The organism is Rhizobium sp. A22-96, assembly GCF_053521805.1.
Genome location: NZ_JBNWDQ010000001.1, coordinates 87193 through 109960, shown reverse-complemented (window position 1 = coordinate 109960; position 22768 = coordinate 87193). Strand labels below are relative to the sequence as shown.

At 59.6% G+C, this 22768-nt stretch carries 18 protein-coding genes; 9 read left to right on the top strand and 9 right to left on the bottom strand.

Going from position 1 to position 22768, the window contains the following annotated elements:
* Nucleotides 1-48: 48 nt before the first annotated feature.
* Nucleotides 49-1599 carry an FGGY family carbohydrate kinase gene (locus tag ACQZ6F_RS00460; RefSeq protein WP_449095400.1) on the bottom strand — a complete coding sequence of 517 codons (1551 nt, stop codon included), beginning with the start codon at nucleotides 1597-1599 and terminating at the stop codon, nucleotides 49-51.
* 890 nt (nucleotides 1600-2489) lie between these two features.
* On the opposite strand from ACQZ6F_RS00460, the gene ACQZ6F_RS00455 reads away from it, so the two are divergent.
* From ACQZ6F_RS00455 to ACQZ6F_RS00425, 7 genes are all read left to right on the top strand, one after another.
* A complete protein-coding gene (locus ACQZ6F_RS00455; RefSeq protein ID WP_449095401.1) occupies nucleotides 2490-3146 on the top strand; it encodes a DUF2291 domain-containing protein in 657 nt (218 codons plus the stop codon).
* Complete coding sequence (locus ACQZ6F_RS00450; RefSeq protein WP_267554573.1) at nucleotides 3143-4687, top strand: sugar ABC transporter ATP-binding protein; 1545 nt, start codon at nucleotides 3143-3145, stop codon at nucleotides 4685-4687. Before ACQZ6F_RS00455 ends, ACQZ6F_RS00450 begins: the two co-directional genes overlap by 4 nt.
* A 22-nt stretch (nucleotides 4688-4709) precedes the next feature.
* On the top strand, nucleotides 4710-5762 hold the full coding sequence (locus ACQZ6F_RS00445) for an ABC transporter permease (RefSeq protein ID WP_068392203.1): 1053 nt from the start codon (nucleotides 4710-4712) through the stop codon (nucleotides 5760-5762).
* A 101-nt stretch (nucleotides 5763-5863) separates the two neighbouring features.
* Nucleotides 5864-6811: a D-ribose ABC transporter substrate-binding protein gene (locus tag ACQZ6F_RS00440; protein ID WP_068392200.1), complete on the top strand. Its 948-nt coding sequence runs from the start codon at nucleotides 5864-5866 to the stop codon at nucleotides 6809-6811.
* 263 nt (nucleotides 6812-7074) lie between these two features.
* Entirely contained in the window at nucleotides 7075-7830 is a 756-nt protein-coding gene (locus tag ACQZ6F_RS00435) for a DeoR/GlpR family DNA-binding transcription regulator (protein WP_449095474.1), read from the top strand.
* Between the two features lie 54 nt (nucleotides 7831-7884).
* On the top strand, nucleotides 7885-9414 hold the full coding sequence (locus ACQZ6F_RS00430; protein WP_449095402.1) for an FGGY-family carbohydrate kinase: 1530 nt from the start codon (nucleotides 7885-7887) through the stop codon (nucleotides 9412-9414).
* Between the two features lie 60 nt (nucleotides 9415-9474).
* The gene (locus ACQZ6F_RS00425; protein WP_449095403.1) at nucleotides 9475-11217 is read left to right on the top strand and encodes a glycerol-3-phosphate dehydrogenase/oxidase; all 1743 of its coding nucleotides are present in this window, start codon (nucleotides 9475-9477) and stop codon (nucleotides 11215-11217) included.
* Nucleotides 11218-11227: 10 nt separating this feature from the next.
* Here ACQZ6F_RS00425 and fba read toward each other — a convergent pair whose 3' ends face one another.
* Nucleotides 11228-12292: a class II fructose-bisphosphate aldolase gene (fba, locus tag ACQZ6F_RS00420; protein ID WP_449095404.1), complete on the bottom strand. Its 1065-nt coding sequence runs from the start codon at nucleotides 12290-12292 to the stop codon at nucleotides 11228-11230.
* 446 nt (nucleotides 12293-12738) lie between these two features.
* Here fba and ACQZ6F_RS00415 point away from each other — a divergent pair, with 446 nt between their 5' ends.
* Together ACQZ6F_RS00415 and ACQZ6F_RS00410 are read left to right on the top strand one after the other, a co-directional pair.
* Nucleotides 12739-13875: a mannitol dehydrogenase family protein gene (locus ACQZ6F_RS00415; protein WP_449095405.1), complete on the top strand. Its 1137-nt coding sequence runs from the start codon at nucleotides 12739-12741 to the stop codon at nucleotides 13873-13875.
* Nucleotides 13876-14023: 148 nt separating this feature from the next.
* Nucleotides 14024-15043 carry a zinc-binding alcohol dehydrogenase family protein gene (locus tag ACQZ6F_RS00410; RefSeq protein WP_449095475.1) on the top strand — a complete coding sequence of 340 codons (1020 nt, stop codon included), beginning with the start codon at nucleotides 14024-14026 and terminating at the stop codon, nucleotides 15041-15043.
* Nucleotides 15044-15115: 72 nt separating this feature from the next.
* Here ACQZ6F_RS00410 and rfbC read toward each other — a convergent pair whose 3' ends face one another.
* The 7 genes from rfbC to lysA form a co-directional block, all read right to left on the bottom strand.
* Complete coding sequence (gene rfbC, locus ACQZ6F_RS00405) at nucleotides 15116-15664, bottom strand: dTDP-4-dehydrorhamnose 3,5-epimerase (RefSeq protein WP_449095406.1); 549 nt, start codon at nucleotides 15662-15664, stop codon at nucleotides 15116-15118.
* A gap of 49 nt (nucleotides 15665-15713) precedes the next feature.
* Nucleotides 15714-16601 carry a glucose-1-phosphate thymidylyltransferase RfbA gene (gene rfbA / locus ACQZ6F_RS00400; RefSeq protein ID WP_077467190.1) on the bottom strand — a complete coding sequence of 296 codons (888 nt, stop codon included), beginning with the start codon at nucleotides 16599-16601 and terminating at the stop codon, nucleotides 15714-15716.
* A gap of 88 nt (nucleotides 16602-16689) precedes the next feature.
* Nucleotides 16690-17592, bottom strand: a complete 903-nt coding sequence (gene rfbD / locus ACQZ6F_RS00395; protein ID WP_449095407.1) for a dTDP-4-dehydrorhamnose reductase — start codon at nucleotides 17590-17592, stop codon at nucleotides 16690-16692.
* Nucleotides 17589-18656, bottom strand: a complete 1068-nt coding sequence (gene rfbB / locus ACQZ6F_RS00390) for a dTDP-glucose 4,6-dehydratase (protein WP_449095408.1) — start codon at nucleotides 18654-18656, stop codon at nucleotides 17589-17591. Before rfbB ends, rfbD begins: the two co-directional genes overlap by 4 nt.
* A gap of 227 nt (nucleotides 18657-18883) precedes the next feature.
* Complete coding sequence (locus tag ACQZ6F_RS00385) at nucleotides 18884-19882, bottom strand: lysophospholipid acyltransferase family protein (protein WP_449095409.1); 999 nt, start codon at nucleotides 19880-19882, stop codon at nucleotides 18884-18886.
* 4 nt (nucleotides 19883-19886) lie between these two features.
* Nucleotides 19887-21302 (bottom strand): cytochrome P450, encoded by a 1416-nt coding sequence (locus ACQZ6F_RS00380; protein WP_449095410.1) that lies wholly within the window; start codon nucleotides 21300-21302, stop codon nucleotides 19887-19889.
* A 186-nt stretch (nucleotides 21303-21488) separates the two neighbouring features.
* The gene (gene lysA / locus ACQZ6F_RS00375) at nucleotides 21489-22733 is read right to left on the bottom strand and encodes a diaminopimelate decarboxylase (protein WP_449095411.1); all 1245 of its coding nucleotides are present in this window, start codon (nucleotides 22731-22733) and stop codon (nucleotides 21489-21491) included.
* Between the last annotated feature and the right edge of the window lie 35 nt (nucleotides 22734-22768).

The following is a 22768-nucleotide window of genomic DNA, read 5'->3' as shown; positions in this document are numbered from 1 at the left end:
TCGGATGCCTCAGGCATCATCAAATCAAACTTCACGGGCGGCGCCGACCTAGTGCTGCGCCAGCTTGTCCCAGGCGGGCGCAATCGCTTCCCGTACGTCCTTGTAGGCGTCGAACAGCCGGTCGTAGCGCGCGGCATCCTCGGCATTCGGTGCCTCGGCTTCGCCAAGCAACGGCGTCACCCATTCGGCGATGCAGCTGTCCATGTCCGCATAAGCGCCAATCGCAACGGCGGCCATCATTGCAACCCCGGCGGCACCCGCTTCTTCGCGGTCGGAAATCCTCACGGGTGCATTGACGGCTGCCGATAGAGAGCCGCGCAGAGCGCCTGAGCGGGCCGCGCCGCCGGTAATGCGCAGTTCCGAGGGCATATCGCCCATGGCCGCATAACAATCGCGCGTCGCCATGCCGAGGCCCTCGACGACGGCGCGCAGCATGTCGGCAAAGCCATGACGGGTCGAAAGCCCTGTGAAGCCGGCGCGCGCATGCGCATTGACGAAGGGGCCACGCTCCCCGGCTTCCGAGATATATGGATGATAGAGAAGATTGGTCGGGCGGCTTTCGGCAAACCAGGCGTCGATGCGCGGAATGAGGTCCGAATAGGACACTTCACGCCCACCTTTGGACATCAGATCGGCGGCAATTCTCAAGATCCAATCGATGTTGATCGTCGCGCCCATATTGGTCTGAACCTGCGTAACGATACCCGGAATCGGCAATGCGATGACATAGCCGGTTCCCTCGACATTGAGCTGAACGTCGGGCACGGCTTTCGCCCGCATGTGGACGCCCGTCGAACCGATCGTCGAGCAGGCTGCATTCTGGCCGCCTGTTCGCACGCCGGCGCCGAGTGCGGTCATGACCATGTCCACGTAGCCGAGGCAGACCGGCGTTCCCGCAAGCAATCCCGCTGCCTTGGCGGCTTCTGCGGTCAACGGATGACTGGTCTCGGTGCCGTCGATGATTTCGGGAAGAAGCGAACGCCGGCGTGCAAGGCCGAGCGCATCGATCACAGTCGAATCATATTGGCGGTTGCGGAAGTTGCCGAAGGTAAAGCTTGCCTCAGACGGATCGGTCGCGCGCACCCCGGTCAGGTTCAGATAGAGCCAGTCCTTGCAATGCAGCGACGCCTCTGCCCGATCGAGAAGCTCCGGCATGAAGCGATCCATATGGGCAAGCTGTGCGCCTTGCTGGCAGGTATTGAGGCCGGTTCCGGTCGCTTCAAAACGCGCGCGGTTACCAGATCCCGCGCTAAGCCGCGTCACGGTTGGTGCCGCGCGGGCATCAAGCCAGAGCCAGGCATCACCAACCGGCCTATCGCCTGAACCGACAAGCCAGGTGCCGTCGCCCTGCCCCGTTACCGCAATAGCGGCGGTTCGAGCGGCGAGATCCGCCACCTTCTCTCCGAGACCACGCAAGGCGCTGACGCAATCCGACCAGGTTTGACCCAGCGACTGCGTCACCGAACCGTCATCGCCTGTTTCATAACGATTTCGCGCCGAGGCCGACGCAATCTGCCGTCCGGACAATTCGAAGGCCACAGCCTTGAGAACGGATGTTCCCGCATCGATCCCGATGATGATCCCATCACCCTTAGGCATTGCGTGCCAACTCCAACATCACGCACCCAACGATAGGCGCATTCGATTTCGCCAAAAGCATTTTCTTTCCTCCCGGCACGCCCCTCGGCACAAGCCCCACCCCGAGTCGCTTGCCGCACGACTCGACAAGGACGCTTACTAGTGGAGCATCAGCCATATCCGAAACCAACCGCATCACCGGATTGCGCGCAACGGTAATCCGCTACAGCGATCACAGATATATAACACAGACATATCATATTGGCAGTAAAATTTTTCTGGTGTTGTAATTTTTTTCATATAAAATGGGTGATGTCAATTCCCGTATGGCGCTGAAGAGGAGACGTCGCGGCGAATTGGGGAAGAGAATGGCGAGGACAACCACCACTGAAAACGAATATCGGCTGCAGCCCGGCAGGCTCGCCGCAGTGTTGAATTTTATTCAATTTTACCAGATAGTTACATTCGCATCCCCGTAGTGAATGAACCCAAACGCTACGGCCGACGGCGATTGTTAAGCTAGATTGCCGAACCGAAGCCGCAGATCACCCGGCACGAGAAGCACTCGCTTGCAGAATGACCCGCATCACACAGAAGTCAGTAAATGGCGATTGACACACCCTGAAATTTATAACATATGAATTACGGTTATTAACATACTTATATCACAATGGTCGCATGAATGACCACTTGTGAAACCGAGCCGGCGACCAGGGGAGACAGTCGCCTGCATGATGAGGAGGCTCCTGATGTTGAACTCTCTTTCCGGTAATGGCTTGAAGCAAAGCCGAGCGGAACGTCCGCAGATCCGAATGCGCAGGCCCGGCCTCCGCTAGATCTTTGCCAGGATTGCAGCACCTTTCTCCCTCTCCATCAGGCAATCCGGCTGATATGCCGAAGGTCGTTTGAACATGAATACGCAAACTCAACACGCAACTGCCAAGCCGACCGGCTCCAAGCTCAAGATCGCAGTGGGCATCGCCGCCGTCGTGATCGTGATTGGCGCCATCGCCGCCGATACCAAGGTGGTCCAGATCGGCTCTGCCCATGATGTGCGCGAACAGGGCTTCCAGCCGGAAACCTATGGCGCCCAGGAATTTCCGAAGGTCCTGGCCGATGTCTCGCAGCGCGCTGTCGATGCAGTGACGCTCGCCAATGCCGTGCTTGCCGACAAGAAGGCCGCCAGCGAGAAATACGGCGTCGCCACCAGCACCGGCCCCGTGGTCCCCGTCACACTGACCGGCACGTTTGGTGACCGCAAGGCCAATCTGAACGACTTCAAGGTCGAGGGAATGCCCGACGGCGTAACCGTTCGCGTGCAAACCGGCCCGGCGATCAACGGCACCGATCTTCGCGATGCCACCGGCAAGATCGCATTCGGCCAGTTCACCAATCAGATCGAATATCAGGATGCCGGCTCGGCCATCAACAACGAGATGAAGAAGGCGACACTCGCCAGCCTCGACCCGGAGAAACTGACCGGCAAGACGGCAACCGTCGTCGGCGTATTCAAGCTTATCAACCCCAAGAACTGGCTCGTCACTCCTGTAAAGGTCGATGTGAAATGAGCCAGACGCAAGAGAAAGACGCCGGCACGGGCGAAGTGGTTCTCGCCGCCCGCAATATCGCAAAGTCCTATGGCAATGTTCACGCGCTGAAGGGTGTGAACTTCGACATCCGCCGCGGCGAAGTCACCACCCTGTTCGGCGAAAACGGCGCCGGCAAGTCGACGCTGATGAAGATCCTCTCCGGCGTGATACAGCCGACATCGGGCGAAATCATCCTCGATGGCACCCCGATCTCGTTTGCCTCCTCGACGCATGCGCGCTCCTGCGGCATCTCCATCATTCACCAGGAATTGAGCCTCGCGCCCAATCTCAGCGTCCGCGACAACATCTTCATGGGCCGCGAGATCATGAAGGGTGGCGCAGTCGATTTCGCCGAGGAAGAGCGCCAGACCCGGGCGCTGATGGAAGAACTGGAAGAGCATATCGACCCGCTGACGCCGGTCGAGGATCTGCGCCTCGGCCAGCAGCAGATCGTCGAAATCGCCCGCGCGCTTTCGGTCAACTCGCGCATCCTGATCATGGACGAGCCGACATCGGCGCTCAGCGCCACGGAAGTCGAGGTTCTGTTCAAGGTCATTCGCGACCTGACGGCCCGTGGCGTATCCATCGTCTATATCTCGCACCACCTCGAAGAGGCGCTGCAGATCACCAACCATGCGGTGGTTCTGCGCGACGGCGCCATGACTGCCTATGCCGAGCGCAAGGACATCGATCTCGAATGGATCGTGCGCAACATGGTCGGCGAGAATTTCGATCTCGGAAGCCCGCCGAGCGGTTACACGATGGGCGACGTCGCGTTGACGATCGACAATCTCACCGTTCCCGGCCCGTCGGGCGCTGCCTATAATGCCGTCGACCGGATGTCGCTGCAGGTTCGCGCCGGCGAGATCGTCTGCATTTACGGGCTGATGGGCGCCGGCCGCACGGAACTGCTCGAATGCGTCGCAGGACGGCTGAAATCAAGCGGCGGCCGCGTATTGCTCGGCAAGAACGATCTCGGCAATCTCAGCATCGCCGGCCGCATTGGCCAGGGCCTGGTTCTGGTGCCGGAAGACCGGCAGCGCGACGGTCTGGTCCAGACGATGACCGTTGGCTCGAACCTGTCGCTCGCCAGCATCGGCGCTTTCACCAAGGGCCTGTTTACGTCAAGCGGGCGCGAGCGGACGTTGGTCAACGAGTCCATCCGCAAGGTTCACATCAAGACCGACGGTGGCGACGCTGCGATCGGCTCGCTTTCGGGCGGTAACCAGCAGAAGGTGGTCATCGGCAAGATGCTGGCGACGCAGCCCAAGGTGATTCTGCTCGACGAGCCGAGCCGGGGCATCGACATCGGTGCCAAGGCCGAAGTCTTCAAGCTGCTGGCCGAGCGCGCCAAGGAAGGCCTGGCGGTGATCTATTCGACCTCGGAAGTCGCCGAGTGCCTGAGCATAGCCCATCGCATCATCGTCATGCACCGCGGCAAGATTTCAGCCGAATTCGGTCCCGACGTCCCCAAAGAAAAGATCATGGCCGCCTCGGGCGAAGCAGTGGTCGCGCACTAGCCGCATTCATGGAGCACTGATTATGTCAGTCACGAACATCACAGATAAAAAGCCAGTTTCCAACGGACAGCGGCGGAACTTCAGTCTCGTGCGCCTGATCCTCGAAGGGCGCGCCTTCTTCGCGCTGATCGTCATCATCGCGGTCTTCTCCTTCCTGTCGCCCTATTATTTCTCGCTCAGCAACTTCCTGACCATGGCCTCGCATGTGGCCATCTTCGGCATCTTGGCCATCGGCATGTTGCTCGTCATTCTCAACGGCGGCATCGACCTCTCGGTCGGCTCGACGCTTGGTCTTGCCGGCTGTATCGCCGGCTTCCTGATGCAGGGCGTCACGCTTTCGAGCTTCGGCGTAATCCTTTATCCGCCGGTCTGGGCCGTGGTGATCATCACCTGCGTGCTGGGCGGTGTCGTCGGCGCAGTCAACGGCGTGCTTATCGCCTATTTGCGCGTCCCTGCCTTCGTCGCTTCGCTCGGTGTGCTCTACGTCGCTCGCGGTATCGCATTGCTGATGACCAACGGCCTCACCTATAACAATCTCGGCGGCAATCCCGATCTCGGAAACACCGGTTTCAACTGGCTGGGCTTCAACCGCCTCGCCGGCGTGCCGATCGGTGTCATCGTGCTCGCAGCGCTCGCCATCATCTGCGGCATCGTTCTCAGCCGCACAGCCTTCGGGCGCTGGCTCTACGCCTCGGGTGGTAACGAGCGCGCCGCCGATCTTTCCGGCGTTCCGGTCAAGCAGGTCAAGATTGCCGTCTATGTTCTGTCAGGCGTCTGCGCCGCCATTGCCGGCCTGGTTCTGTCCTCGCAGCTGACATCGGCCGGTCCGAACGCCGGGACCAGCTATGAGTTGACCGCGATTGCTGCTGTCGTCATCGGCGGCGCCGCATTGACAGGCGGCCGCGGCACGGTGCGCGGCACCATGCTCGGCGCCTTCGTCATCGGCTTCCTGGCAGATGGCCTGGTGATCATCGGGGTGTCGGCCTACTGGCAGACCGTCTTTACCGGCGCGGTCATCGTGCTCGCCGTGCTCATGAACAGCATCCAATACGGACGTCGGACCAAATCCAGCTGACGTCTTGCATGAACTTATCACCGACCGGTGAAAACAACCGGTCGGAGAAAGAACCGCCGGTTCGCCGGTATCATCTGAGCTCATCAAAGGGAGAGAGACTAATGTTTAAAAAAGGTTTGCGCATTGTCATGGCAGCGGTCGCCGTCGCACCGCTTCTGACGGGAGCAGCATGGGCCGCCGGCCAGATGACGATCATCGTCAACGACCCGTCGAACCCCTACTGGCTGACGGAAGGCAATATCGCCAAGGCAACGGCTGAGAAGCTCGGCTACACCGCGACGGTCGGCGCTCACAAGGGCGATACCAACACCGAAAGCAACCTGATCGACACGGCCATCACCAACAAGTCGGTCGCCATCATCCTCGACCCGGCTAACGCTGACGGTTCCGTCGGTGCGGTCAAGAAGGCCGTTGCTGCTGGCATCCCGGTTTTCCTGGTCAATGCTGAAATCAACCAGGAAGGCCTCGCCAAGGCACAGCTCGTCTCGAACAACGCACAGGGTGCCGCCGTCGGTGCGCAGCAGTGGGTCGAAGCTGTTGGCGACAAGGGCAAGTATGCCGAACTGTTCGGCTCGCCTTCCGACAACAATGCCGCTACCCGTTCGAACGGCTATGAAACTGTTCTGACGCAGTATCCGGACCTGCAGAAGGTTGCCAAGGAAGTCGCCAACTGGGACCGCACCCAGGGCCACAACAAGATGCAGTCCATGCTGCAGGCTCATCCGGATATCATCGGCGTGATCTCCGGCAATGACGAAATGGCGCTCGGTGCGATTGCCGCTCTCAAGGAAGCCGGCAAGCTCGCCAACGTCAAGGTCGGCGGTTTCGACGGTTCGCCTGATGCTGTTGCGGCCATCAAGGCTGGCGAACTGCAGTACACCGTTCTGCAGCCGGTTGCCGTGTTCTCCGAACAGGCGGTCAAGCAGGCTGACAGCTTCATCAAGACCGGCAAAACCGGCGCTTCGAGCGAAAAGCAGCTTTTCGATTGCATCCTGATCACCAAGGACAATGTCGATAAGTACACCGCACCGTTCGTTCTGTCCGAGTAATGATATCGGGGGCGCCGGAAACGGCGTCCCTATCCATAAGCCCGATAGCGGCACACAGACCGAACATCAGGTGCAGCGTTCAGAAATACCGATAGCGAACTGTTATTTCTATCTTTTCCTAACATGAAATTCGCTGCGGCAGATACAATCCGCAAGGCTCAGCGTCAGAGGCCAACGTGACAGACAAGACAAGCCCCGTATCCTTCCTGCAAGACGAACTCCCGAGCGACAGCCGGCATTCGCGTCAGCTCGCCCGGCGCCAGATGATCGCCGAAGCCGTCATGGCGGAAGGCTCGATGCGCATCGAGGATCTGACGGAACGCTTCGGCGTCAGCCTGATGACCGCCCATCGCGACGTCGATGAGCTGGTCAGCCGCGGCCTGTTTCGCAAGACGCGCGGCATTGTCACGGCTGCGGCTACCAGCCTGATCGAATCCAGCGACGTCTATCGCGCCAACCGTCAGGCCAGCGAAAAGAAGATGATCGCCGCCGCGGCCATGCAATTCGTCGAGCCGGGCCAGGCGATCTTCCTCGACGATTCCACCACGGTTCTCCAGATGGCCTCGCATCTGCCCGCCAAGGTGCCGCTGACCGCGATTACCAATTCGCTGACGCTGATGAATGCGTTGAAGGATATGCACGACGTCAATCTGCTGGCGCTCGGCGGGCAGTATTACAATTGGTGCAACGCCTTCATGGGGCGGATGACCATCAACGAGATCAATCGCTTGCGGGCCGATGTTGCATTCATTTCCATGTCGGCGATCATCAATGACGCGGTATTTCATCAATCGCCCGAGATCGTGGATATCAAGCGGGCGATGTTCAACAGCGCCGCCAAACGTATTCTGCTCATGGATCATACGAAGTTCGAACGGCGCGCGCTTCACAATTTCGCGGCCCTCAGCGAGTTCGACGTCGTCATCGTCGACGAGAAGACACCCGCCGCTCATCTCGAGCGCATGCAAAGCAAGAACATCAATGTGGTCGTCGCGAGAGGCGACAAGGAACGATCCTGATGGCTTGGCCCCGTGCGGGCAGCCCGAGATCGTTCACCATCGGGAGTAACAGGAATGCCGAGTCTGCTCGGAATTGACAGCGGTCTCACCGTCACCAAGGCGGTGATCTTCGACATCGACGGGACGCCGATTGCTGTCGCGCGCCGCCGCGTGACGCAGTTCATGCCCAAGGCCCGTCATGTCGAGCGCGACATGGACGAACTCTGGTCCCAGACAGCCGATGCCATCGCCGAAGCGATCAGCCTCAGCAATCGTCCGGCAAGCGATATCAAGGCGATCGCCGCCACCGCACATGGCGACGGGATCTACCTCCTCGACAAATCGAAGAAGCCTCTCGGCCGCGCCATTCTCTCGCTCGACAGCCGCGCCGGATCGATCGTGGACCAATGGCTGAAAAGCCCCGTTGCCGACGCAGCCCTGGCACTAACAGGACAGCTGCCGCACGTATCCGCGCCCTCGGCGCTGCTTGCCTGGATCAAGGCCAATAAGCCGGCGCGGTTCGCCGAGATCGGCCACATTCTGAGCTGCAAGGATTGGCTGCGTTTCTGCCTGACTGACGTTGTCGGAACCGACCGGACCGAGGCTAGCACCTCCTTTACCGATGTCTCCACCCAGGATTACTCGCAGGATGCCCTGAAACTTTTCGGCGTGGCCGAATTGGCGGGCGCGCTGCCGCAGGCTTCACGATCTGACGAGGTCGTGGGCCACGTAACGGAAGCCGTTGCCAAGCGCACCGGCCTTGCCGAGGGAACGCCGGTCGTCGCCGGCCTGCATGATGTGACGGCTTCCGCACTCGGTGCCGGAGGCTATGCCGATGGTGTCGTTGCCGTCATCGCCGGCACCTATTCGATCAATGAAACGCTGTCCTCCGAGCCGCGCGTCGACCGCCGCTGGTTCTGCCGCAACGCCATTGCGCCGGGGCAGTGGAACAACATGTCGATCTCACCGGCCTCGTCGGCGAATTATGAGTGGTTTCTGGACAGGCTGTGCGCCAGCGAGATTGCAAGCGCAGAGGCTTCGGGTCAGTCCATCCACGCCTTGCTGGCTCCTGAGATAGAGGCTGCCTTTAATCGCCCATCGAGCGCGCTTTTCCATCCCTATCTGTTCGGCTCACCCTATGGCGCCGATGCCAGCGCCAGCTTCTTCGGGCTTGGCGGATGGCACGACCGCGGCGACATGCTGCGGGCAGTGCTCGAAGGCATCGCCTTCAACCACAAGATTCACGTCGATGCTTTAAGTGACGGTTTTTCCTTCGATCAGGCAAGGCTGGCCGGCGGCGTGTCGCGCAACCCGATCGTCGTGCAGATGTTTGCCGATGTGCTCGGAATTCCGGTTACCGTGACGGAGACCGATGAGGCAGCCGCCTGGGGCGCCGCCCTTTGTGCTGGCGCCGGCATTGGCTTTTATGCCGATCCGCAGAGCGATCCCCGAGATGTCGACAAGATCGCCAGGACCTATCACCCGGATACCGAGCGCAGCGCCGAATATCGGATCCGCTACCAGCTCTTCAAGGATATCGCCGAAGCCATGACGCCGCTCTGGCCGCGGATCGGCGATCTCGCAGTTCAACGCTCCCAAGACTAGACCGCCAAATGCGCTGCGCGGGCATACGCCTTCGCGGCAATTCAGCAGGACGATAATGCTATGACCGATATGGCCGCCGATCTGAAACAACGCTTCTCGCAACTTCAAGACGGAGATGTCGACGTCGTCATCATCGGCGCCGGCGTCAATGGCGCGGGGCTGTTTCGCGACCTCTGCGCCCAGGGCGTCAACTGCCTGATCGTCGACAAGTCGGATTTCGGCTCGGGAACGAGCGCGGCTCCGTCGCGGCTCATTCATGGTGGCCTCAAATATCTGGAGACCGGTGAATTCGGGCTGGTCGCACAGTCGGCGCTGGAGCGCAATCTGCTGCTGAAGAACGCGCCGCATTGTGTCGAGCCGCTGCCGACATTCGTGCCGATCTTCTCCTGGACACGTGGCATATGGGCCGCCCTTCGCACGCTGACGGGTTCGACGACAGCGCCCCGCAGCCGCGGCGCCCTGCTCGTCAAGATCGGGCTGGCGCTCTACGATTTCTTCGGGTCGCGCAATCGGGTCATGCCGCGCCACAGGTTCCTGCTCAAGCGCCGCGCTCTCAAGGAAATGCCATATGTGACGCCTGATATCGTTGCCGGCGGCATCTACTACGATGCCAAGATCAGCCGGCCGGAACGGCTGGTCTACGAGTTGGTCAGTGATGGACTCCGCACCAACGAAAAGTCATTGGCAGCAAACGCAACGCGCCTGGTATCCGCTTTAGAGGGTATTCTCACCTTCCAGCGCGCGGACGGCTACGCCTTTTCGGTCAAGCCGAAGCTCGTCATCAACGCCGCCGGCCCCTGGATCGATCATGTCAACGCCGCGCTCGGCGCACCCTCACATATGATCGGTGGAACCAAGGGATCGCATATCCTGCTCGACCATCCGGAGCTGGTGCGCAGCCTTAACGGCCACATGATCTATTTCGAGGCCGATGACGGCCGCATCTGCCTGGTCTACGGCTATCTCGGTCAGGCGCTTGTGGGCTCGACGGACATTCCCTGTGACGATCCTGACAACGTGCGCTGCGAGGAGCCGGAAATCGAATATTTCCTTGATAGTGTCCGCTCGCTGTTGCCGGGCCTGCGCTTCGAGCGGGAACAGGTGACCTACAGCTATAGCGGCATACGCCCCCTGCCCGCCTCGGACGCCTCGTCGCCAGGCTTGATCAGCCGCGACCACTCCGCACCCAGCGTCGAAGCAGAGGCCGGGCGTCCCTTCCCCGTCATTTCCCTTGTCGGCGGCAAGTGGACGACCTTCCGAGGCTTTGCCGAGGAAGTCGCCGATACCGTGCTGAAGCGCCTTCAACGCGCACGCAAGACTTCCACCGAGCGGCTTGCCATCGGTGGGGGGCAGGATTTCCCGATAACGTCAAATGAACGGGCAAGCTGGATTCGTTCTATCGCGGCAAAGACCGGTGCCGAGGCAAGCAGAGTCGACGAGCTGCTAGGCCGATACGGTACCACCGCGGCGGCGATCCTCACCCATCATTCGGACTACGCAGACAGCGCACGTATTAGCGGAGCGCCGCGCCACAGTGCTATGGAGATTGATTGGATCGCCCGTCAGGAGCTAGTCGTGCATCTCTCGGATATCGTCTTTCGCCGCACGACCTTGGCGATCGAGGGGCTTCTGACCATGCAGGGACTGCATGAGATCGGTGCAATCGCCGCCAAAGCCTTGCAATGGGATGGGCAGCGACTGGTCAAGGAAATCGATGATGTCGTTACATCATTGTCGAAATTCCACGGCCAGACCCTGACCGAAGAAAGCGCGCGCCGGGCGGCAAGCCCGGCGTCACGCTGATGTCTCACTATCAGGAGAAAACCGGGTCCAGCGAGCCGGACTTGTAGCGCTTTGCCATCTCGGCAACGGAAAACGGCTTGATCGCCGGGGCATGACCGGCGGTGCCGAACTGCTCGAAACGCTCCTTGCAGAGCTTCGTCAGCGCAGCCATGGCCGGCTTCATGTATTTGCGCGGATCGAACTCGCTAGGGTCCTCCTGCAGTACGCGGCGGATCTGGCCGGTCATCGCCATGCGGCCATCGGTGTCGATGTTGATCTTGCGCACGCCATTCTTGATGCCACGCTGGATCTCTTCGACCGGCACGCCCCAGGTCGGCTTCATCTGGCCGCCATAGCGGTTGATGATCTCCTGCAATTCCTCTGGAACAGACGACGAGCCGTGCATGACGAGATGCGTATTGGGCAGCTTGCGATGGATCTCCTCGATCACACTCATCGCCAATACCGAACCATCCGGTTTGCGGGTGAACTTGTAGGCGCCGTGCGAGGTGCCCATGGCGATCGCCAGCGCGTCGACCTTGGTTTCGCGAACGAACTTCACTGCCTCGTCCGGATTGGTGAGCAGCTGGTCGTGTGAAAGCTTGCCTTCCGCACCGTGTCCATCCTCGGCCTCGCCCATGCCGGTTTCGAGCGAACCTAGCACGCCGAGCTCTCCCTCGACGGAAATGCCGCCAAGATGCGCCATGTCGGTGACCGTCCTGGTCACGCCGACGTTGTAATCCCAGTCGGCTGGCGTCTTCGCGTCTGCCTTCAGCGAACCATCCATCATTACGGAGGTAAAGCCGGCCTGAATGGCCGTCATACAGCTCGAGGGATCATTGCCATGGTCAAGGTGCACGCAGACTGGAATATGCGGATAGATCTCGACGACGGCATCCATCATGTGCTTCAGCATGATGTCGTTGGCATAGGCTCTGGCGCCCCTCGATGCCTGCATGATCACCGGTGCCGCAACCGCATCTGCCGCCTCCATGATGGCGAGCGCCTGCTCCATATTGTTGATGTTGAAAGCCGGAACGCCGTAGCCGTTTTCAGCGGCATGATCGAGCAACTGCCTCAAGGTGATACGTGCCATTCAATTCTCCCTGGGTGGTGATGGGTGGCTAGGATTGTTCGGATGATGCCCGAAGCGATATGTGGCGCAAGGCCATCGGAGCGCGGTGCCTCGGCATGGAAAATTCGGTGATATTCGGAGAATGTCGGACGCCGTCCGTTTCATAGGCGAAGTTTCCCCTAGGGCGACACATCATCGTCGGCATTTATAACAAATAATAGCAACAAAATCACATTTTTTGTGACATTTTCTTGTGATTTCCATGAAACTTTTTGCCGTCGTCATTGGCGGCATATGGCACGGCAATCCACGAAGCTCTTGTTGGGTCCGGCTGAAAATGCTTGACGTCAAAGCATGAAATGTTTTCTATAGATAAAAAACATTCATCGGGAGGAACGATCGATGTCGGCGTCTCAGGCTAGTGGCCGAAGCTCCACCCTATACCTTGTATGCACAAGGAGCTTGGCGTGACCTCCCGCATCATCCAGTTCGGCACGAGCAGGTTCTTGCAGGCGCACGCAGCCCTATTTGTTCATGAGGCCAGGCAGTCCGGTCAGAATGCCGGTCCGATCACAGTCGTGCAGATTTCCGGAGAGAGCAGCAGAAGCGGACGCGTCAGCGCCTTCAGCAGTCAGCATGGCTATCCAGTCATCATCCGCGGCATATCGGGCGGACAACCAGTCGATCGCAATGTACAAGTCACCAGCGTCGATCGCGGCCTTTCCGCCGTCGCCCATTGGGAGGAGCTTTCGCAGCTTTTCGCGCAAGAGGCCGAATTCGTCATCTCCAATACCGGCGATACCGGCTATAAGACATGGCCGGAAGAGGATCGGTTTGGCTCAGACGGCGAAATTCCGCGTTCGTTTCCGGCCAAACTGGCAGCCCTTCTCGTCAAGCGCTGGCAAGCAACCGGCCGGCCATTGGTGATCCTTCCCTGCGAGCTGATAACCGGCAACGGGCGGCTCCTGAAGCAGGTCGTTGTCGACTGCATCAGGCAAAACGGCGTGGCGCCCGATTTCCTTGCGTGGCTGGACAAGCATGTCGCCTTCGCCGAAACGCTGGTCGACCGGATCGTCTCGGAACCCATCGAGCCCATCGGCGCCGTCGCTGAGCCCTATGCGCTCTGGGCAATCAAGCGCGCACCGGGCGTCCGGCCTCCATGCACGCATGAGAGCATCGTACTCACCGACGACCTCGAACCCTACGAGCGCCTCAAGCTGCACATTCTCAATCTCGGCCATACCTTCCTTGCCGAGATCTGGCAGCAAGAAAGTCGACCGTCCGACGAAACCGTTCGCGCCATCCTTGCCGACGCCGATATTCGCGCAAGACTGGATGAACTCTATCGAAGTGAGGTCTTGCCCGGCTTTGCCGCCAACGGCATGGGCAGTGAGGCGGCAACCTATGTTACGACAACACTCGACCGCTTCCTCAATCCGTTTCTCGACCATCGCCTTGCCGACATCGCCCAGCATCATCGCGAAAAGGTTGGGCGGCGCATTGGCGCATTCCTGCATTGGGCCGAACAGGAGGGCAGCGTCTCGAAAGCGCCTATCCTAAGGCAAATCGTAGAGCGATATACTCTGAGCGAGGTAGGGCCGTGAAGCTGCCGGAGCCTCGGATACCAAGATCCAGACATGCTTCGGCGGGACGCCTGATCAGCAAATGCGGATGCCGTCAGACCGCCGCACCCTGCGCTGCCGATTTCCAACAGTTACCTCAGCCTCATTAGGCGCTTCGAAAGCCACCATGATGAAAACATTGATCTGCAACGAACCCGGCAAGCTCTCGCTGATCGAGCGCGACGTGCCCAACCCTGCCGAAGACGAAGTGCTTGTGCGCATCAAGCGCGTCGGCATTTGCGGCACGGATTTTCACATCTATCAGGGCAAGCACCCCTTTCTCGAATATCCGCGTGTCATGGGCCATGAGCTCTCCGGCACGGTCGAGGATGCCAATGGTTCGAGCCGCCTGAAAAACGGGGAGAATGTTTATATCGTCCCCTACCTCTCCTGCGGCAAATGCATTGCCTGTCGCCGCGGCGTAACCAATGCCTGCCAGAACATTGCCGTCCTCGGCGTGCACCGCGACGGCGGCATGACCGAATTCCTCTGCGTACCCGAGCGGAATGTCATCTCGGCCGGCAAGGCCTCGCTTGACGAAGCTGCCATGATCGAGTTTCTGGCCATCGGCGCCCATGGCGTCAAGCGCGGTGGCATTACCGCCACCGACCGCGTCCTTGTCGTTGGCGCCGGCCCGATCGGCATGTCAGCCATCATCTTCGCCAAGGCGCGCGGCGCCGACGTTACCGTCATGGACATGCGAGAGGACCGTCTCGATTTCACGGTAACCTCCCTCAGTGCCAACCGAACCCTGCTTGCCAACGCTGAGGCAGAAGCCAATGCCAAACGGCTTACCGATGGCGATTTTTTCGATGTCGTCATCGATGCGACGGGCAATGCCAAGGCCATGCAACGCGGCTTCGGCTTCGTCGCCCATGGCGGCCGCTACGTCCTCGTCAGCGTCGTGCGCGACGACATTACCTTTTCAGACCCGGAGTTTCACAAACGCGAAACCACCCTCTTCGCCAGCCGCAACGCACAGCCGGATGATTTTGCCGAGGTCGTGACGCAGATGGAGAGCGGCCGGGTTCCAACCGCCGCATTGAATACGCATCGGGGTTCATTGGACGACGCCCCCGCGCTGTTCGGAAAGTGGTTGAGGCCCGAGGCAGGGGTTATCAAGGCTATTCTGGAGGTCGGCCCGTCATAAGGGCCGCCTTCAATCCTTGAACAGCTTATTGAAGGCGAGCTTGCTCGTATCAAAAGCTCGCAGCAGAATATCTCATTCGAACATGTCAGCCTGTGCCAACAATGGCTGCAGCTGGTCCTTCTGGGAGAGCGTCAGGACATCGCCGACGCTCCAGTCGATGGCAATTTGCGGGTCGTCCCAGCGAATGCCGCGATCGCTTTGCGGTGCATAATATTCGGTCGTCTTGTATAGAAACTCGACATGGTCGCTCAGCGTCAGGAAGCCGTGGGCAAACCCTTCCGGAATCCAGAGCTGTCGCTTGTTGTCTGCCGACAGGAGTACACCGACCCATTGTCCGAATGTCGGCGACGACTTCCTGATATCGACGGCGACGTCATAGACTTCGCCAACCACGACGCGCACTAGCTTGGCCTGGGCATGCGGCGGCAATTGATAGTGCAGGCCGCGCAGAACTCCCTTGCCCGACCGGCTGTGATTGTCCTGCACGAAATCGGCGCTTCGCCCGATGGCCGCCTCGAACTTCACCTTACTGAAGCTTTCGAAGAAGAAGCCGCGGTCGTCGGCAAACACCGTCGGCTCGATGATCTTGACGTCCGCGATGGCCGTATCGATGGCTTTCATTCGTCTTCCCGTTAAGCTGTTCTTGGGGACCGCGGATGCGTCGGTCGGCTTAGAATATCTGTTCGCTTAGCATCCGTAGGAGATATTGCCCATAGCCGTTCTTCCTAAGTGGACGCGCCAGCGCCTCGACATCGGATGCATTGATCCAGCCGCTGCGGTAGGCCACTTCCTCGGGGCAAGCAACCTTTAGTCCCTGTCGATTCTCAATGGTAGCGATGTAGTGGCTCGCTTCCAGCATCGATTCATGCGTACCGGTATCAAGCCATGCATAGCCGCGGCCCATGGTCTGCACGTCAAGCCGCCCGGCATTGAGGTAATGCACGTTGACGTCGGTTATCTCCAGCTCGCCGCGCGGCGACGGCTGGATGGATTTTGCCACATCGACGACGCTCTCATCGTAGAAGTAGAGCCCGGTGACGGCATAATTGCTCTTCGGCTGTTTCGGCTTTTCCTCCAGGCTGATTGCCCGGCCCGCACTATCGAATTCGACGACGCCATAGCGATGCGGATCCTGCACGTGATAGGCAAAGATGGTGGCGCCGCTCGCCTTGCCGCTCGCCTCGTGGAGCAGTCGGGTAAAGTCATGTCCGTAAAAGACATTGTCTCCCAGCACGAGTGCGGACGGGGCGCCATCCAGGAATTCCTCGCCGATCAGAAAAGCCTGTGCGAGTCCGTCCGGCTTCGGCTGGACCGCATAGTCGAGCTTGATCCCCCACTGGCTGCCATCACCGAGCAATTGCTCGAAGCGCGGCGTGTCCTGTGGTGTCGAGATGACCAATATCTCGCGGATGCCAGCGAGCATCAGTGTCGTCAGGGGGTAGTAGATCATCGGTTTGTCGTAGATCGGCAAAAGTTGCTTGCTGACGGCAAGCGTCACCGGATAAAGGCGCGTTCCCGATCCGCCAGCAAGTATGATGCCTTTGCGTGCTTTCGTCATGGTCCACCGTCTCGTTTTTCATTTCGGCTATGGCAGTCAGCCTGCCGCCAGTGACTGGCAATGCGAGCCATCACAGGATCTTGCCGCTTCAATTCGTTGCAGGTTCTAGCCTCGCCACGACATCATCCACGCCCGCCTGCCAGGCGGGAAGAGCGATATCGAAACGTTCCATAAGCTTTGTGCAGTCCAGCCTTGAATTGGCCGGGCGCTTCGCTGGCGTCGGATATTCTGCTGTCGAAATCGGCTTCAGCGCATTAGCTGCAAGCGCAAGCTTGAAGTTTCCCTCCGACGCCCTGCGAACGATATGCGTCGCATAGCCGTGCCATGAGGTGCTGCCCTGTGCCGCAAGGTGATACGTCCCCGACACGGTGCCGGATGATTGCGAACCGGCGACATGCTCGACGATGGTGCGGGTGACATCGGCAATCAAGGCAGCCGATGTCGGCGCCCCCACCTGGTCGGCGACGATATTCAGGGTCTCGCGTTCCTGTGCCAGCCGAAGAATGGTCTTCAGGAAATTGCTGCCGTGATGGCCGTAGACCCAGCTCGTCCGCAGGATGACATGGTGAGAACCGGATGCGCGGATCGCTTCCTCGCCCAGCCACTTGCTTTCGCCGTAGACGGACTGAGGGTTGACCGCATCAGTCTCGATATAAGGTTCCGTCTTCGTGCCGTCGAAGACATAATCGGTGGAATAATGCACCAGCAGAGCGCCGTTGTCGGCTGCCCAGCGCGCGATGATACCGGGTGCGGCGGTATTGACCGCCATTGCCTGCTCCACGTCGCCCTCTGCACGATCAACCGCGGTATAGGCTGCCGGATTGACGATGATCTTGGGCTTGTGCTCGTTGAGAGCGGTCAGGATGCTTGCCTCGCGCGCCAGATCCATCTCTGCGCGGGTCACGGCCGCTACGCTTCCCAGCGAGCCAAGCGAGCGCTGCAATTCGAAACCGACCTGCCCGTTAGCGCCGGTAATTAGGATGCTACTCAAGACTGCCCCTCATATTGCTTGCCGAGCCACTCGCGATAGGCGCCGCTGGTGACGTTTTGCACCCAGTCCTGATTGGCCAGATACCATGCGATCGTCTTGCGGATGCCCGTCTCGAAAGTCTCCTCAGGCTTCCAGCCCAGTTCGCGTTCGAGCTTGCGTGCATCGATGGCATAGCGACGATCGTGGCCGGGGCGGTCCTTTACGAAGGCGATCTGGTCGCTGTAATGGCCGCCATCAGCCTTCGGCTTCAACTCATCGAGGATCGAGCAGATCGTCTGCACGACCTCCAGATTGGGCTTCTCGTTCCAACCGCCGACATTATAGGTCTCGCCGACCTTGCCCGCCTCCAGCACGCGGCGAATGGCCCCGCAGTGATCCCGGACATAGAGCCAATCGCGGATCTGCTGGCCATCGCCATAGATCGGCAGGCTTTTGCCCGACAGCGCATTCAGGATCACCAGCGGGATCAGCTTTTCCGGAAAGTGATAAGGGCCGTAATTGTTGCTGCAATTCGTCGTCAGCACCGGCAGGCCATAGGTATGATGCCAGGCGCGAACCAGATGATCGGACGCCGCCTTGCTGGCCGAATAGGGGCTGTTCGGCTCATAGCGATTGAGCTCATTAAATGGCGCGTCATCGGCCGAAAGCGTGCCGTAGACTTCGTCAGTCGAGACATGCAGGAACCGGAAGGCCTGTCTTTCTCCATCAGGCAAGCCGTCCCAATAGTCGCGAACCGCCTCCAGCAGATTGAAGGTACCGACGATGTTCGTCTGGATAAAATCACCAGGTCCATGGATCGACCGGTCGACGTGGCTTTCGGCTGCAAAATTGAGGATAGCCCGTGGCCGATGCAAGGACAGCAGATCCGCAACCAAGCCACGATCACCGATATCGCCATGCACGAACACATGACGATTGTTTCCCTTCAATCCTCGCAGCGTATCCAGATTGCCGGCATAGGTCAGCTTGTCGAGATTGATAACCGTTTCATCGCATCGCTCAAGCCAATCAAGAACGAAATTCCCGCCGATAAACCCTGCTCCACCCGAAACCAATATCGTCATCGAAAATCCATTCACGCCCTACGTCGTACAACCAAGCAGAAGCCGCAGGAGCTATATCTCAAAAAAGCACGATCGTGGAGAAACTTTCTCGTTCACAAAGATGCAACAAAGTCCGACAGCAGAAGGCATTTTTAGTTGGCGAAGTGTTAACCTAAACGTTAAGGCCCTTCAATCCGTTGCAACCCCAAATTCACTTGCCACGGTGGAAAATTCTATCAGCACATTCATCACAGCAATCGATTGTCCACAAAATACCATTGCTCAGGGCGTTCGCGAACAATGGGTTCGATCACTGCATTCAAGGTGCGAACATCTTCTGCAAGCGGATCTTCTGATCCCGCCGGGGCGGCCAGCCTGAAAGGCTCCACCGCCTGTAGGGTGAAGTTCGCTCCGTTATCGCGGGTTATAAACAGTGGATAGATCAGCGCATCCGTCTTGCGCGCCATACGCGCGACAACCGCGTAATTCCCCTCCAGATGAGCCGGTCGGCCGAAAAATGGTGCTCGAATGCGGCCATTGAAGCCCTCATCGCAGAACATCAGCAGATTGCCGCCGTTTTCCAGAATGCGGAGAGCCGGGCGTACGAAGCTACGGCCCGGCTTGAGGATGCCGAGGCCGGCGCCCTTGCGCAGGCGATTGACGATGTAGTGGCGGGATCGGCGCTTCGGAGGATCGTAGTTCATGGTCACGGCCAGCCCCATGTCGAGCAGACAGTGCCAAAGCACCTCCCAGTTGCTCACATGCGGCGCGATGAAAATCACGGGCCCTTCAGCGCAACGCTCGACCACGCTTGCGGTGCCAATCATCCGGACATGATGTCGCGCAAGCCGCGGCACCACGGAATATTCGGCCATCTGACGGCCCTGTGAATCGGCGTAGCGCTCCAAACGTATCTCAAGCTCGGCATCGCTGAGATCCGGTCTTATCGCCTTCAGGTTTACAGCGGCGCGGGCATAGGCGCCTTTGTGGAAACGCGGCGCGAGAAACCGTCCGAGCCAACCGCCAATCGCTGAACATGCCCGCGCCGGTAAAAGCATGAAGACGAAGTAGAAAACGAGATCTATGGCGTTGCCGATATTCTCGTAGAGCCAATACCGCAGGAAAGCCTGGCGCCGTTCGCCACCAGCCACGAAATCAGCGATAGGCGGGGCTTTTGGCGGCTCATAGGTCCACGCCTTGCGTTTCCCGCTGGCGGGTTGTTTGCCCTCTTCATTGTCAGCGGACATCGGATCAGCGCCTATGCAGGGTGACCGGCATGCCGCCGCGAGGGCGCAGGGTCAGGCGGCATTGTGGCTGGACGCTATGGCCTTCCTTGACGCGCACCCTAAAGCGTTGAGCGAGGATTGCCAGACAAAGGATTGCCTCGGTGAGGCCAAACTGCAGGCCGGGGCATACGCGGGGGCCAGCGGCAAAGGGGATGTAGCTATAGGGGGTCGGGCGTGTCTCACCCAAGAAGCGCTCCGGATGAAAGCGATGCGGCTCGGGGAAAAGCGAGTCCGTGCGGTGCAAAATCCATGGGACGATCAGGACGAGCGCAGCCTTGCGCACTTTTACATCGCCGATCTGATCCGCTTCGGCTGCCTGTCGTGCCAAAATCGGCACGGGTGGGTAAAGCCTCAGCGTTTCCTCGATCACGGCTCGACACCAGTCGAGCTTGGCAACGTCGTCGATCGACGGCACGCGATCGCCGCAGACAGCATCGATTTCCGTGTGAATAGCCTCTTCCACCCAAGACGCCCCGGCAAGCAGATACCATGCCCAGGTCAAAGTCGCGGCCGTCGTCTCATGTCCGGCCATGAAAATCGTCGCGGCTTCGTTCCTGAGCGCCACGACATCGAGCTTCAGCTCGGGATTTCGCTTCTGGCGCCGGATCAGCAGCTCGACCATCGAGCTGTTATCGCCCTTGCCGGCCAGATGATCTTCGATCACCTGATCGATGATCCGATGGATGCGCTTGACCGAGCGGCGCAGGCTCGGTGTCTTGACGATCGGCAGCCCCTCGTCGAAGCCGAGGAAATAACCGAGATTGATGGAGTCCACCAAGGCCTGGTAACTGGCAAATCCCTCGGTCACGGCATTGGCGCTTTCCTCGCCGAGATCATTGCCGAAGACGCTGCGCGAGATGATCTCCGCCGTCAGCCCAGCCATCTCGAACAGCGCGTTGACCTCCGCCCCCTCGCCAAGGCTCTGCCAACGATCGGCAAGTTCGCTTGCCGTGGTCTGCATGATCGCCCCGAAGGCTGGGACGCGGTTCTTGTGCACGATATCGGCAACCAGCGGCCGCCGCTGCTTCCACGTCTCCTTGTCCGAAATGAACAGGCCGTCACCCAGCAGATGTTCCAGCGCGCGGCGCATCTGCGGCGTCTTGCGCTCGAAATTCTCGTGGCGCTTGGCGACCACGTAACGGATCGCTTCCGGCGAATTGACGATGACGAGTTGGCGTCCGAATAGCTTGAATTCGGCGACATGTTCCCGATAATCCGCTTGCCGCCAGATGGATAGAAAGTCACTGCGCGCCTGCAGCAGCAGTTTCAGCGGCTGACCAGGCTTGCCGCTGTAATAAGCGGAATGCGCAGGCTCGAAAAATTGCGCCGCCTGATCCGCGTGTTCGACGATTTCGGTTCTCTGATCAAGCCAGGCCAGCATATCGGTGCAGAACTTTCGCGCCTTGCGGCTGGTGACAAAGGAACAAGAACCGGGCCTCACGACGCCCGGTGGTGCCCACTATATTCATTTCGCAACCGCGGAAAAGCCCCCGCGCCAACCACGGAATGGTTGCCGGATCTTGCCAGCACCATTCGATGCGCCGTGCCCGAAAGCCGAAGCACCTGTTTAGAGATCTTCCAGGGCCAACAGCTCGTCAAAAGTCTGGCGCCGGCGGATCAATCGATGCGTTGCGCCATCGATGAGCACCTCCGGGGCATAGAGCCGGCTGTTGTAGTTCGACGACATCGTCGCGCCATAGGCGCCAGCACCGTGGAAAACGAGATAATCGCCGACATGGGCCTCAGGAAGATCGCGTTGCTGGACTATGCTTGATTCCGTCTGGGTGAAGACATCGCCCGATTCGCAAAGAGGGCCCGCGACCACCGTCGGGAAGATAGCTGCTCCTGCGCTCCGAGGCGTCTTTCCCGGAATGACCGAAATGTGGTGATAGCTGCCATACATAGCCGGCCGGGCAAGATCGCTGAAGCCGGCATCCACGAGTACAAAGCGGTTCCGGCCCATGGTCTTGACGGCCCTTACCTCTGCGAGCAGGACGCCGGAATCCGCGGTCAGAAAGCGCCCAGGTTCTATCTCCAGCCGGATCGGATGACCAAAATGCGCCTCAACCTCACGCCGCGCCGCGTCCCAGAGCGAAAAATAATGCGAGGGGTCAATCTCTTCCTCGCCTTCTCTGTAGGGGATGGAAAGGCCACCGCCGGCTGAAATCGCCTCGATATCGACGGAAAGCTCGCGGCAGAAGCCAACCATTGCGCCGCAGACACGCTGCAGGTGGCTGTAGTCGACGCCCGAGCCGATATGCATGTGCAGGCCGACCAGCGTCAGCGAATATTTTTGCGTCAGCGCCACGGCTTCCTGCAACTGCTCGAACCAGATGCCATGCTTGCTGTTCTCGCCGCCGGTATTGGTCTTGTTGCTGTGGCCGTGACCGAAACCCGGATTGATCCGCAACCATACCCTGTGGCCCGGCGAACGCTCGCCGAGCTGGTGCAGCATGTCGATCGAACCGATATTGACTTCGATCCTGTCGGCAATGACCCGCTCCAGCGTCTGCCGGTCGAAGACATCGGCGGTAAAGACGATTTCTGCAAGCTCTGATGTGCTGCCCGCAGCAAAGCCCGCCCGCATCGCCCGTTCGATCTCGCCAAGCGAAACGGCGTCGATCTGGACACCGGCCTTGCGCATTTCCCGTAGGATGTGGATGTTTGAACAAGCTTTCTGTGCGAAGCGCACGACGTCGAAGGTGGACAATTGCTCGATGCGACGGCGCATCGCGGCAACGTCGTAGATCCAGAGCGGCGTCCCATATTCGCTTGCAAGCGAGCTCAGCATTTCGTTGGAAGGAATGGTCATTTTTTCTCGGTCAGCACGGGGCGGGAATGAAATCA